Origin of the sequence: Corallococcus exercitus (assembly GCF_003611585.1) — a bacterium.
In the GTDB taxonomy this organism is placed as follows: domain Bacteria; phylum Myxococcota; class Myxococcia; order Myxococcales; family Myxococcaceae; genus Corallococcus; species Corallococcus exercitus.
Window position 1 is genome coordinate 17484 of record NZ_RAVW01000068.1, and the last position, 12144, is coordinate 29627.

Below are 12144 nucleotides of genomic sequence, written 5' to 3' on the forward strand. Positions count from 1 at the left end.
TTCTGGCGATGTAACTGGCAGGGCTTGATGGTTGGTTGCAGCGTTGCCTGCCGCACGTCCGGCGGGATTCGGGTGACGGGTCGGGAAACGCGGTGCCAGCATGCGCCGCATGTCCTCGACCTTCCTCGATACGCTCGACACGCCCGCCGCCATCGTGGACCTGGCCCGCGTGGAGCGGAACCTCCAGCGCGTCGCGACCTACGCTCGCGAGCACGGCCTGCGCTGGCGTCCCCATACGAAGACGCACAAGACGGCGGAGCTGGGCGCGATGCAGGTCGCGGCGGGAGCCACCGGCGTCACGGTGGCCACCGTCCTGGAAGCCGAGGTCATGGCTTCGGTGTCCGACGACGTGCTGCTCGCGTACCCGCCGGTGGGCGAGCGCAAGCTGGCGCGGCTGATGGCCCTGCCTTCGCGCGTGCGGCTCACCGTGGCGCTCGACTCCCATGACGTGCTGGAGGGCCTGGCGCGCGCGGCCCGGGACGCGGGGCGCACCGTGGGCGTGCTCGTGGAGGTGGACCTGGGCATGCGCCGCGTCGGGCTGCGCACGCCGGAGGAGACCGTGGCCCTGGCACGCGCGGCGGCCTCCACGCCTGGCGTGGCGTTTCGCGGGGTGACGTTCTACGCGGGCCACATCCGCATCCCCCAGGCGGAGCTGCCTTCCGCGATGGGCGCCCAGTCGGCAGCACTGGCGACGTTCGTGGGCGCATTGAGCGACGCGGGCCTGCCGCCGGAGGTGGTCAGCGGCGGCTCCACGCCGACCCTCTGGCAATCCCATACCGTGAAGGGCCTCACGGAGATCCGCCCGGGACTCAATGCGCTGAACGACCGCAACGCGGCGGTCATCGGCGCCTGTGATTGGACGGAGTGCGCCTATTCCGTGCTGGCCACCGTGGTGAGTACGGCCGTGCCCGGCCAGGTGGTCATCGACGCGGGGGCCAAGGCGCTGGTGAAGGAGGAAGGGCTGGCGCCGGGCTATGGCGTCCTGCTGGACCGGCCAGAGGTCGTGGTGAAGAACCTGTCGGAGGAGCACGGCCTGCTGGACGTGTCCGGCACGACGTGGCGCCCCCGCATCGGCGAGCGGGTGCGCGTGGTGCCCAACCATGTCTGTGTTTCTGTCCCCCAGCATCCCCGGCTGTACGTCGTGCGCGGCGACACGCACGTGGCCACGTGGGAGGTCGCGGCACGCGGCTGGTGAACCCCGCGCCTCAGACGATGCGCTGCAGCTCCTGCGTCAGCATCTCCTCCAGGTGCCGGATGTTCCGGTAGACGAGGCACCGGTAGCTGGACACATCGAAGCGCAGCTCCTTCACGTCGCGCACCAGCATCAGGGTGGGCTTGCCGCGTCCCCAGGCGTAACCCACCTCCAGGTAGACATTGGGGTTCGCCAATGACAGGTCCGCGATGACGACCTTCGCGGTGTCGATGCGGTCCCGGATGCGCTGGATGATGGGACCGTCGAAGATGGCCTGATCCACGCGCTCGCACAGGAGCCCGGCCGACTTCACCGGATTCAGGATGCCGTAGTGGTAGGTGTCCTCCAGCTCCGGCGCGAAGGGCATCGCCACGAAGGCGTGGGGCTTCTCGTTGGAGTTCGCGCCCGCGGAAGCCATGGGCGGCGCCTGGACGAAGCGGGACGTCCGCCGGACGCGGAAGCCCGTGGCCCCCATCAGCGGCTCCACGCCCGGCGTGAGCCCCAGCCCCAGCGCGATGGCCTTGCGCAGCCGCTCCACGCGCTTCGGGTTCAGCTCCACCACCGTGATGCGCTCCAGGTTGCGCGGGCCGCTGCCGCGCTGGAACGCGTCCACGAAGCCGCCCACCAGGGCCAGCACGGCCTCGTCCTCATCCAGCCCGTAGTTGGGGCCGTGCACCGTGCACGCGAGGTGACGCACCTCGTGCCGGGGCTCCAGGAGCTGGAGCGCGCGCACGGAGAACTGGCGGATCTCGTGGTAGCCGAACTGGCGCAGGCGCACCGTGCCCAGGAAGAGCACCAGCGGAGCGCCCAGGCTCCTGCGCGTGTCGATGAAGCGGTGGTCCCCGGGGAGCAGGTCGAAGGCGTCCATGGCCACGCCCGCCGCCTCCAGCCGGCGCGACACCGCGCCGTCCGCCCCGTGGAAGCCCTGCGCGTACTTCAGCAGCACGGCATCCGCGGCCGTCTCCCCCACGTCCCCCAGGTCCACCACGACGTCCAGCGTGTCTCCCATGGGCCCGGGACTGTAGGGCGTCCCGGTCCAACCACGCCATCCCCCGCGCCCGTCGCCGTGCGTCAGGAGGGCGAAACACAGACGTTGCCAAAGCAGGTCAATCCCTGTTCAATGACGCCTTGCGCCTGCCTGGCTGTCTTTCAGGCCACCACCGCGCTGCCTGTGAAGCACTTCACAGTTTCCGCCCGGGCGTCCCGGGTAGCATTTGGGCACCATGTCCCTGTTCGCGCGCCTGCAGGCCCTGCTGTCCGCCCATCCGTCCGCCCCGGTCTCCTCCGGCGGGCAGACGTCCGCGACCTCCGCCACGGCCCCGGCGGCAGGGGCCCCGGCGGACGTGGAAGGGGCTCCCGCGCCGCCGCCCGTCTGCACGCGCTACCTGCCCGCGGGCCAGGTGGTGGTGCGCGAGGGCGACCCGGGCCATTCGATGTTCGTCGTGCTGGAGGGCCGCGTCGCGGTGCTGCGCGGCGGCGACAACGGCGCCAACACGGAGGTCGGCCGCCTGGGGGCCGGCGAGTTCTTCGGCGAGCTGGCGCTGCTCACCGGCACGCAGCGCACCGCCACCATCGTGACGGTGGAGGACGCCGTGCTGCTGGAGCTCACCCAGGCCGGCGTCCGGGAGCTGGGCAAGGACTACGGCGTCAAGGGCGAGCAGATGCAGGTCACCGCCCGGGAACGCCTGCTCGCGGACGCGCTGCGCAGCAACCCGCTCATCGCCGCCCTGCCCCCGGAGGTGCAGCACGAGCTGGGGGACGCCTTCGTCCCCTGCACCGTCCCCGCCGGAGAGACGCTGCTCACCCGGGGCCAGCCGGGCGACGCGCTCTACGTCCTCATCCGGGGCCAGTGCGAGGTCTTCCACACGCACGGCGACGGCCGCCAGTCCCCCTACCCTACGCTGGAGGAAGGCGCCCTGTTCGGGGAGATCTCCCTCTTGCGCAGCCGGCTGGCCACCGCCACCGTGCGCACCGTGACTCCCTGCACGCTCCTCAAGCTGGAGCGCGACGTGTTCAAGAAGGCCTTCCTGGGCCAGCCCGACCTGCGCGGCGCCCTGGTGCGCCTGGGCCTGGAGCGGCTCAAGCACACGATGGAAGTCATGGGCGAGCCGAAGTAGTCCGCCGTCCTGCGCCGTCCCGCTTTGTACCCTCCGAGAGCGTCTGGCTTCACCCGGAGAGGAAATGCTTCATCCCAGACAGACAATCGCCCTGCGAAAGCAGTTGTCTGTCCAACACCTCACGGCTGGTATTGGGAATGCAATCACGCCACTCCGGAGCAACCGGGAGGCGTCATGCAAGGCAGGGCTGTGCGTTGGGGCAGGAGAAGTCTGGGGTGGCTGTCCGCGTTGGTGCTGTGCACGCATTGCGGTGGAGTGGCGGAACAGGAGCAGGCAGGACCGGAGGCCGCGGCGCCTCCGGAAGCGGTGAAGGCAGCACCGCTGGCGACGGGATGCATCTCCGAGACGATCTACGAGACCTTTGGAAGCCGGCGGGAGGGTGACGCGTACGTGGACGCCGCCCGGCCGACGACGAACTTCGGGAACGACCCGTTGCTCCTGGTGGATGGCTCGCCCCAGCTGGCGTCGTACATGAAGTTCAGCGTGACGAATGACGACGCGTACTTCCCCATCGTCGGGGCGACGCTGAACATGTCCGTCCTGGATGGCAGCACGGATGGGCCCGCCCTCTACCGCACCAGCACCGGGTGGAGCGAGGACACGCTGACCTGGAACACGCGGCCCGCGCCACAGGGTGACCCGCTGGGAGACCTGGGCAACGTGGAGAGCAACACCTGGGTGACGTACGACGTGAGCGCCGCGGTCCGGAGCTCGGGCGAATACGCCTTCGCGCTCCTGCCCACCGGCGGCAACGGCGTGGACATCGAGTCCGAAGAATCCAGGAACATCGGCCCCATGTTGAACCTCACGCGCGCCATCACGTACTGCTCGCGCCAGGGCACGGGCGGCGCACTGCAGGGGGTCTGGAAGTACGGCGGCCCGGGAGAGGAGATGCCCTCCGCGGTGGCCGCCGCTCCCGATGGCGGCTGGGTCGTCGCGGCGCGCTTCTACACCTCCGGTGACTTCGGCGGAGGGCCGGTGAATGCCCCCGCGTACCTGGTGCTCGCGAAGTACGGCCCGGACGGGTCGCATCAGTGGTCGCGCAGCTACGTGCCCTTCGTCACCGGAGGCGTGCCGGACATCACCGTGGGCGGGTTGGCGGTGACGTCGCTCGGCAACATCCTCATCGCGGGCTCGTACTCCGGCAGCCCCGACCTGGGGACGGGGGCCCTGCCGGCGACCTACGGGAACATGCCGGGCGTCTTCATCGCGAAGTATTCGCCCAATGGCACGCCGGTCTGGTCCAAGGGCTTCCTCGCGGGGACCCCGCAGGTCGGCTCCTTGGAGAAGGTCCCCGCCCGGGCGTTGGCCGTCGCCACGGACGCTTCCGGAAGCCTCATCGTCACGGGCAGGTTCAGCGGGCAGATGGACCTGGGAGGCGGCGTGCTGGACTCCGGCGCCACCGTGGCGGGCCGGGAGGCGCTCTTCGTCGCGCGCTTCTCGTGGGAGGGGCAGCACCTGTGGTCGCGCGTCCATGGGGCCGGGAACACAGGCTCCGAGGGCCAGGCGCTCGCCACGGACAGCACCGGCGCGGTGCTGCTCGCGGGCGTCGCGAGCCCCCACCCCACCAACACCCCGCTGGGGGTCCAGGGTCCCCGGACGCCCTTCGTGGCGAAGTACTCGCCCACGGGCGCGCTCCAGTGGTCCCGCGCGCTCAACGGCGGCCAGGGCACCATGCGGGGCGTCGTCGCGCGGCCCGGGGACGCCGTGGCCTTCACCGCCACCTTCACCGGCAGCTTCCCCTTCGCGGGGCGCACCTATAGCGCCAGCCTGGATGATCCGTACCTCAGCCGCACGGACATCATCCTGGGCGCGCTGTCGGCGTACGGCTCGGACCAGTGGGGACGGCAGCTGGGCGATCCCCAGACCGGAGACCGGGCCTTTCAATTGGGCGTGGATGGCCAGGGCCGGCTGACGCTGCGGGGCGACCTGTCCGCGCAGGTGGACCTGGGTGGAGGCCCCATCGGCCACCCGCGCTACGTGTCGAACTTCGTGTCGCGGTACGCGGCGGACGGCTCTCACCTGTGGTCGCGGGGCATGGACCCGAACCTCACGCCCGTCATGGCCGTCAACAGCGCAGGGGAGACCATGATCGCCAACCACCTCTTCCGGACGGGCACGGTGGAGGGGACGTTCCATACCGCCAACGGTCCTGGCGACCTGCTGCTGCTGAAGCTCGCGCCGTAGGCACCGCTTCACCCTGGAGGCCCGCGGCCGTGAGCGCGGGCCTCCGGCTTCAGCCGTGGAGCGTCTCCCCGGCCTCCAGCATGGCGATGAACTTCTCGAGCCGCCGCGCGCGCGTCTCCGGCTTCTTCGCGTCGTGGAGCCGGAAGAGGATGGCGTAGCGGTTGGCGCTCTTGAGCGTGGCGAAGAACGCCTTCGCCTTCGGGTTCTTCTCCAGCGCGAGCGTCAGGTCCTCCGGCACCTCGATGGTCTTCGACCCCGCGTACGCCGCCTCCCACCGGCCATCCGCGCGCGCCGCCTCCACCTCGCGCAGGCCCGCGGGCTTCATGCGTCCGGCGGCGACCAGGGCCTCCACCTTGCCGCAGTTGATCTTCGACCACTTGCTGCGCGGCTTGCGCGGCGTGAAGCGCTGGAGCCAGTACTCCGCGTCGAACGCGTCCTTCTGCCCGTCAATCCAGCCGTAGCAGAGCGCCACCTCCAGCGCCTGGGCATACGTCACGGACGGGATGCCGGACTCCAGCTTCGCCAGCTTCACCCAGACCCCCGGCGAGTCGGCGTGATGCTTCTCCAGCCACTTCTCCCACGCCTTCTCCGACGCGAACGGCACGACGGGGAGCTCCTGCTTCGCCTTCGCCTTCATCCGGGGGTCACGCCTTTCCCTGGGCCCGCGCGCCTGCGCGACGGGTTCATGACAATCCCACTCTACCGGCGGAAGGCGGCGGGCGCGGAAGCGGTTATGAAACACGCCATGGCTGACTCCAAGACCCCGCCGCCCGGCGCCGTGCCGCCCTCGCTCGCCCGCGTGGCCTTCCACGCCGTGGCGGCCGGGCTCACCCCGCTCATCCCCGTGCCCTTCCTGGACGACTACGCCCTGCGCCAGGTGCGCGAGCAGTCCGTGCGCGACCAGCTCAAGGAGAAGGGCCTGAAGGCGCCGGACAAGGCCGTGGCGGTGCTCGCCGGCTCGTACGATGAGCGCAGCCTGGGCGGGCGGCTGGTGTCCTATCTCAAGGCCGTGGCCCTCTTCCCGGTGCGCAAGGTGTTCCGCAAGGTCTTCTTCGTCCTCTGGGTGAAGGACTGCGTGGACCTGACCAGCGTGTGCCTGCACCACGGCTACCTGCTGCACCACGCGCTCCAGCGCGGAGACCTGGACGCGGCCTCGCTCCAGGGGGACGCGCCCCGGAAGGTGCAGGCCGCCATCGTCGCCTCGTGCGCGGAGATGGACGCCCGCCCCATCAACCAGGCCCTGCGCCGCCTCTTCCGGAGCAGCAGCGTGCTGATGGCCGAGGCCACCCGCGCCTTCCTGGATCCGAAGCACGGAGGCGCCCGGGTGCCCGACCCGAAGGGCGAGAGCGCGGAGGTGAAGTCCCTCACCGACCGCCTTCTCCAGGAGATGTGGGAGGAGCGCGGCTACTTCACCGCGCTGGAGGCCCACTACGACAAGCACCTGAAGAGCGGCCTTGCCCCCACGCAGGCGCGGGCCGCCACGGGCACCTGAGGCCGGCCGTCACGGCGCGGGCGCGGTGGCCGTCTGAAGCGGCGCGCGGATGCGGGCGGAGAAGTCGTCCCGCCCCTGCGCGGCCAGGGCGCGCGCGTTGATGTGATAGCGCTGGCGGACCTGCGGCAGCGGCGCGTCCGTGTCGATGATGCCCAGCTCATAGGCGAGCTCGTCCGCGAACGCCGGCATCAGCGTGCGGTGGTCATACGGCACGTCCTTCGTGGCCACCTTCTCGAAGTGGCGCACCAGGTTGGTGGTGCAGTTGCTGGTGAGCGTGTCGTAGAACTCCGGCTGCGTGTGCAGCCCGTTCATCCGCTGCACCATGTCCATGAAGAACGCGGTGATGCGCTCCCTGGATGCAGTCACCGGATACACATACACGTCGTCGTGGCGGAAGTTGGACCGCAGCTGCACCAGGTCCCGCTCGTCGCCTACGACGTAGGCAATCTCGAAGCGGCGGAACAGCCCGCCCAGCGCGGAGAACGTCTCCCCCTGCTCCCGCCGCACCTCCACGGAGAACACCACGCGGCGGCCGTCCTGGAAGCCGAAGCTCACCATCGTGTGCGCGGCGCCGTAGAAACCGGAGAAGGGCTCCACGATGAACGACGCCTCCGTGAGCGCGTCCGTGTCGTAGGTGGCCGTGTACCAGGCGGGGTCCCAGTCCGTGGTGCTGCGGTAGCGGAAGTCGCGCACCTCGTGCAGCGTCACCTTCGAGCCCGCCACCTCCGCCCACGGCGCCCGCGCCAGGTCCGGCGCCCAGTCCCGCGTGTTGGAGGGCTGGAACGTCCGCACCCAGCCGTACACGCAGAGGCACCCCAGCAGCATCACCGCCACGCCCCAGCGCCGGGAGCGCCACCGCCAGGCCGCCACCGCCGCGGCCACCAGGGCCCCCGCGACGAGGATCCGGGCCCCGTGCGGCCCCTCTGGCCCCGTCCCCGTCAGGGCCAGGGCCAGCGAGGCCCAGACGCCCCCCACCAGGAGCACGAGCCCCGACATGGCGTTCTTCCAGATGCGCATGCGGCCGAGTATCCGCGCCCCATGACGCTCGTGTCACCCACACGGCTTCCGGGCGCAGCCCCGGCGGGCGGCCGGGCGCGGATCCACCCTCACGGGAAGGCCCTGAATTTGTCGCAACCGCCTACCTTGACCGCTTTTCCCCGGGTGTGCGACGAAAGGGGGTCCCCTGCATCCAGGAGCCCACCCCCATGAGCGACGAGCGCGAAGACACGACCGTATACAAGGTCGTCGTCAACCACGAAGAGCAGTACTCCATCTGGCCCGCGGACCGTGAGAACGCGCTGGGCTGGAAGGACGCCGGCAAGCAGGGCCTGAAGGCCGAGTGCCTGGAGTACATCAAGGAGGTCTGGACGGACATGCGTCCCCTGAGCCTCCGCAAGAAGATGGAAGAGGACGCGGCCCGCAACAAGAACTGAGGACCGCGTGCGCTTCCCACCGCGCCCTCCCCGCTTCAACGGGGAGGGTGGGCCGGACCGTTTAGAGGTCCGGCGGAGGCCTGACGCCCAGGTGGCAGGCGCGCAGGGCAAGTTGGGTGCGGTTCTCCGCGCCCAGCTTGCGGTAGAGCTGCGTGACGTGTGACTTCACGGTGCGCTCGGCGATTTGAAGATGCGCGGCGATCTTCAGGTTGTCCGCCCCGCCCGCCACGTACTGGAGCACCTCGCGCTCCCGCTGCGTGAGCAGCAAGAGCACGCTCGCCGTGGGTGACGTCACCGGCGGATGCTCGAAGTCGTTGCGCAGCAGCTGCACCGGGAAGAGGCGCTCGCCCCGCACCAGTGACTGCACCGCGGAGGACACCGCGTTCACGCCCAGTCCGGCGCGGAAGAGGTACCCCGAGGCCCCCTCGTCGAAGCACTGGGAGATGACCTCCGGCGTGCTCACCGCGGACAAGAGCAGCATGCGCACTTCCAGCCGGCGCTTACGGGCCTCACGCAGCAGGTTGAGCCCCTCCGTCACGGAGCATCCGATGGCGGCTTCGCCGTCGCTCTCCACGTCGAGGATGGCCACCTGCGGTGGATCCGTGCCGAGTCCGTCCAGGAAGCCGCGCACGTCGCGCGTCACCGAAGTGGAATGACCCTCACCCCGAAGCCCATCGGACAAGCCCTGCCAGGCCGCCCATGGTCCTTCGAGAATCGAAATACGAACTGCCGATTGATTCGCTGCCATGCGATGGCCCCCCAGCCGTCGTGGCGAATTGCTTTCAATGCTACCTGTCGACTTCAACCTGCCCCGGAGTCGGTGGAAACGCGGCGGAACTTCCGCCTGTGCTGAGCGTGCGAGAACCGCGCTTCAACTCCATCCGGGGGTCTTGTCAGTGCTGCCCTGCGGACTGCGCTTGCGACTGCCGAACTGGCCCATCCGGGCCGTTCCTCCCTTTCCGTTTCAGGCAATTCCTGCCAACCGAGACCCTAACATCATCCAAGGCCTGTTGCGAACCGCCCCTGTCGGGACTGTCAATTGCGCACGAATCGTATCGAAATCCAGGGCCCTGTCCGTCAGGTCGTGATCGCTGTCGGCCGCGGGACACGCATCCTGCGTCCACATTTCAATGTTTCGCCTGCTGTTTCGCCCTGTGCCCTCGCATGGCGCCAATGCACGGAGATGGCGCGTCCTGGACGCCAAGGGCGTATGCTGTGCGTCCCGCGCGCATGACTCCCTCCGCCCCCGCACCCCACGTCGACGTCGCCACGCCCGAACGCGTGGCGCTCTCCCTGCCCGTGGCCGGCATCGGCTACCGCTGTCTCGCGTGGCTGGTGGACGCGAGCCTGCTGTTCTTCTTCTGGGTGGCGCTCTACTTCGTCATCACGCTGCTGGTGTCCGACGTGCTGGGTGCCTTCCAGGCGCTGTCGGGGCTCACGCAGACATTGCTCGCGGTGGGCCTCTTCGCCACGCAATGGCTGTACTGGACGCTGGCGGAGGTCTTCTTCCATGGACAGACACCCGGCAAGCGCGTGATGCGCATCCGGGTGGTGCGCGAGGATGGCTCGCCGGTGGGCTTCTACGAAAGCGCGGTGCGCAACCTCTGCCGCGCGGTGGACTTCCTGCCGGTGCTCTACGCCACCGGGTGCATCACCATGCTGCTGGACTCGCGGCACCGCCGGCTGGGGGACCTGCTCGCCGGCACCGTGCTGGTGCGCGAGGAGGCCATCGACCTGGACAAGTACACACAAGGTCCCCCGGACGAGGCCGCGTCCGGCACCGCGCCCGCGCCTGGCTCCGCCGTGCAGCGGCCCCTGGACGCGGAGGACGTGGAGCTGGTGCTGGCGTTCCTCGCGCGCGCGCCCGGTCTGGAGCCGGAGGTGCGCCAGCGGCTGGGAGCGCGGCTGGTGGACCGCGTGGGCGCGTCGCTGACGGACGAGGAGCGCGCGCGGGTGCTCCAGTCCCCGGACGCCACGGAGGCCTTCCTGCGCACGCGCGCGAAGGCGGCCCACTGAGATGGCCGTGCCCCTGCCCACGTTCGTCACGCGGCGCCGCCCGGACTGGGACGCGCTCCAGGCACTGCTCACGCGTCAGCGCACGGGCCGCCTGGGCCTGACGGAGCTGCGCACGCTGGACACGCTGTACCGGCGCGCGGCCGCGGACCTGGCGCAAGCCCAGACGTTCTATCCAGGCACGGACGCGCACCGCTTCCTCAACCAGCTGTGTGGCCAGGCGTATGGCGCCATCTACCAGCCCCCGCGCGAGCGCTGGGCCTCCACGCGCGACTTCTTCCGCCGCGACTTCCCCGCCACGCTGCGCCGCGAGGCGCGCTTCGTGGGCGTGAGCGCGGGCCTGCTGGTGCTGGGGCTGCTCCTGGGCGCGCTGGTCGTGACGCTGGAGCCGCGCGGCGCGGAGCTGCTGGTGCCGGAGGGCGTGCGGCGCTACGTGGCGCAGGGGCGCATGTGGACGGACGACCTCCTGTCCGTGGCGCCGCCCAATGCCGTCGCGTCCGGCATCGCGACCAACAACCTCACCGTCACGCTGTTCGCGTTCGCGTCCGGCATCCTGCTGGGCGTGGGGCCCATCTTCACGCTCGTGAACAACGGCGTGCTCATTGGCGCTGTGGGCGCGCTGTGCTTCCGCGAGGGAATGACGGCGGGCTTCCTGGACTTCATCGCCGCGCACGGGCCGGTGGAGCTGTCCATCATCGTCATCGCGGGCGGCGCGGGGCTGATGGTGGGCCAGGCGCTCATCGACCCCGGCGAGCTGCCGCGCGCGCAGGCGCTCCAGGCGCGCGGACGTGAGGCGGTGAAGCTGGTGGTGGGCTGCGCGCCCTTCCTCGCCGGCATCGGCATGGTGGAGGGCTTCATCTCCCCGGGCCACCTGTTCCCCACCTGGGCCAAGGTGGGGCTGGGCCTGTCATTGGGAGCGCTGTTCTGGCTCTACCTGTTGCGCGCGGGCAGGACGGACGCGGGCGTGGCGCGCGTGGGCGAACCGGACGCCATCGCCTCCAGCCGCTTGCGCTGACGGTGCTTGAGGATGCGCTCGTAGGCGGCGTTGAGCTCGCGCATCTGCTCCGCGGAGCCGCCCCGGTCCGGGTGCCGCTCCATGGCCAGCGCGTGGAAGCGCGCGCGGATGACGTCCGGCGGATCCAACGGCGAGACGCCCATCGTCTGGTACGGGCACTGCTCCTGGACGGCGGTGAGCCACTGGTCCAACCGGGCCTTCACCTCCACGAAGCGCGCGTCCGCGTCCGCGGTGTCCTTCACCGGGTGCGTGCGCATCTTCGCGTCCGCGCGGAAGACCTCGCTGTAGGTGCTGGACACCCAGCGGTGGCATGAACCGCACCGGTAGTACTTCACCCGGCTCCCGGGCTGGAGTGTCATCATCACGCCGCAGTGGGTGCACTCCACCGTGACGTTCTCCAGTGTCTGCCAGCTCGCGACCGCCGCACCCATGGTGACTTCGACCTCCGTTCGCAACACGCCTGTAGCAGCGGCAACCTCCCACGTCCGGCGATCCCGTCAAGAAAATGTCGCGGACGACCCAGGGGGCGGCCCCGGTGCGCTGCCGGGCTTCCCGGGTTTCGGGTAGAACGAGGCCCATGCGACCGCTCCTCGCCGCCGCCCTGCTCCTGACCGCCGCCGCGCACGCCCAGGCCCCGTCGGCCCCGGCCGCCGCGCCCAAGGCCTCTCCGAAGCCCGAGAAGGCCCCTGTGGAGA

At 70.4% G+C, this 12144-nt stretch carries 12 protein-coding genes; 7 read left to right on the forward strand and 5 right to left on the reverse strand.

The annotated features are described in order from the left end of the window. Window positions 1–109 precede the first annotated feature (109 nt). The gene (locus D7W79_RS11600) at window positions 110–1195 is read left to right on the forward strand and encodes a D-TA family PLP-dependent enzyme (protein ID WP_120525438.1); all 1086 of its coding nucleotides are present in this window, start codon (window positions 110–112) and stop codon (window positions 1193–1195) included. Between the two features lie 10 nt (window positions 1196–1205). Here D7W79_RS11600 and D7W79_RS11605 read toward each other — a convergent pair whose 3' ends face one another. Next, complete coding sequence (locus tag D7W79_RS11605; protein WP_120525430.1) at window positions 1206–2201, reverse strand: TIR domain-containing protein; 996 nt, start codon at window positions 2199–2201, stop codon at window positions 1206–1208. A 214-nt stretch (window positions 2202–2415) separates the two neighbouring features. On the opposite strand from D7W79_RS11605, the gene D7W79_RS11610 reads away from it, so the two are divergent. Together D7W79_RS11610 and D7W79_RS11615 are read left to right on the forward strand one after the other, a co-directional pair. Then, entirely contained in the window at window positions 2416–3309 is an 894-nt protein-coding gene (locus D7W79_RS11610) for a cyclic nucleotide-binding domain-containing protein (RefSeq protein ID WP_120525439.1), read from the forward strand. Window positions 3310–3483: 174 nt separating this feature from the next. Further along, the gene (locus tag D7W79_RS11615) at window positions 3484–5496 is read left to right on the forward strand and encodes a CBM96 family carbohydrate-binding protein (protein ID WP_120525431.1); all 2013 of its coding nucleotides are present in this window, start codon (window positions 3484–3486) and stop codon (window positions 5494–5496) included. Between the two features lie 49 nt (window positions 5497–5545). On the opposite strand, the gene D7W79_RS11620 is transcribed toward D7W79_RS11615, so the two are convergent. Next, a complete protein-coding gene (locus tag D7W79_RS11620; RefSeq protein ID WP_120525432.1) occupies window positions 5546–6133 on the reverse strand; it encodes a YdeI/OmpD-associated family protein in 588 nt (195 codons plus the stop codon). 108 nt (window positions 6134–6241) lie between these two features. Here D7W79_RS11620 and D7W79_RS11625 point away from each other — a divergent pair, with 108 nt between their 5' ends. Further along, the gene (locus tag D7W79_RS11625; protein ID WP_167497687.1) at window positions 6242–6988 is read left to right on the forward strand and encodes a hypothetical protein; all 747 of its coding nucleotides are present in this window, start codon (window positions 6242–6244) and stop codon (window positions 6986–6988) included. A gap of 9 nt (window positions 6989–6997) precedes the next feature. Here the strand turns inward: D7W79_RS11625 and D7W79_RS11630 are convergent, their stop codons facing one another. Then, complete coding sequence (locus tag D7W79_RS11630) at window positions 6998–8005, reverse strand: Lnb N-terminal periplasmic domain-containing protein (protein WP_120525434.1); 1008 nt, start codon at window positions 8003–8005, stop codon at window positions 6998–7000. A gap of 188 nt (window positions 8006–8193) precedes the next feature. Between D7W79_RS11630 and D7W79_RS11635 the strand changes: the two genes are divergently transcribed. Continuing rightward, entirely contained in the window at window positions 8194–8421 is a 228-nt protein-coding gene (locus tag D7W79_RS11635) for an MbtH family protein (protein WP_014397734.1), read from the forward strand. Window positions 8422–8482: 61 nt separating this feature from the next. On the opposite strand, the gene fruA is transcribed toward D7W79_RS11635, so the two are convergent. Beyond that, a complete protein-coding gene (gene fruA, locus D7W79_RS11640; RefSeq protein ID WP_043321786.1) occupies window positions 8483–9169 on the reverse strand; it encodes a response regulator transcription factor FruA in 687 nt (228 codons plus the stop codon). A 482-nt stretch (window positions 9170–9651) separates the two neighbouring features. Between fruA and D7W79_RS11645 the strand changes: the two genes are divergently transcribed. Then, window positions 9652–10437 carry an RDD family protein gene (locus tag D7W79_RS11645; protein WP_171435907.1) on the forward strand — a complete coding sequence of 262 codons (786 nt, stop codon included), beginning with the start codon at window positions 9652–9654 and terminating at the stop codon, window positions 10435–10437. A 1-nt stretch (window position 10438) separates the two neighbouring features. Beyond that, on the forward strand, window positions 10439–11449 hold the full coding sequence (locus tag D7W79_RS11650) for a stage II sporulation protein M (protein WP_120525436.1): 1011 nt from the start codon (window positions 10439–10441) through the stop codon (window positions 11447–11449). Here D7W79_RS11650 and D7W79_RS11655 read toward each other — a convergent pair. Then, the gene (locus D7W79_RS11655) at window positions 11365–11880 is read right to left on the reverse strand and encodes a J domain-containing protein (RefSeq protein ID WP_120525437.1); all 516 of its coding nucleotides are present in this window, start codon (window positions 11878–11880) and stop codon (window positions 11365–11367) included. The two genes, D7W79_RS11650 and D7W79_RS11655, sit on opposite strands and share 85 nt — an antisense overlap. Window positions 11881–12144 lie beyond the last annotated feature (264 nt).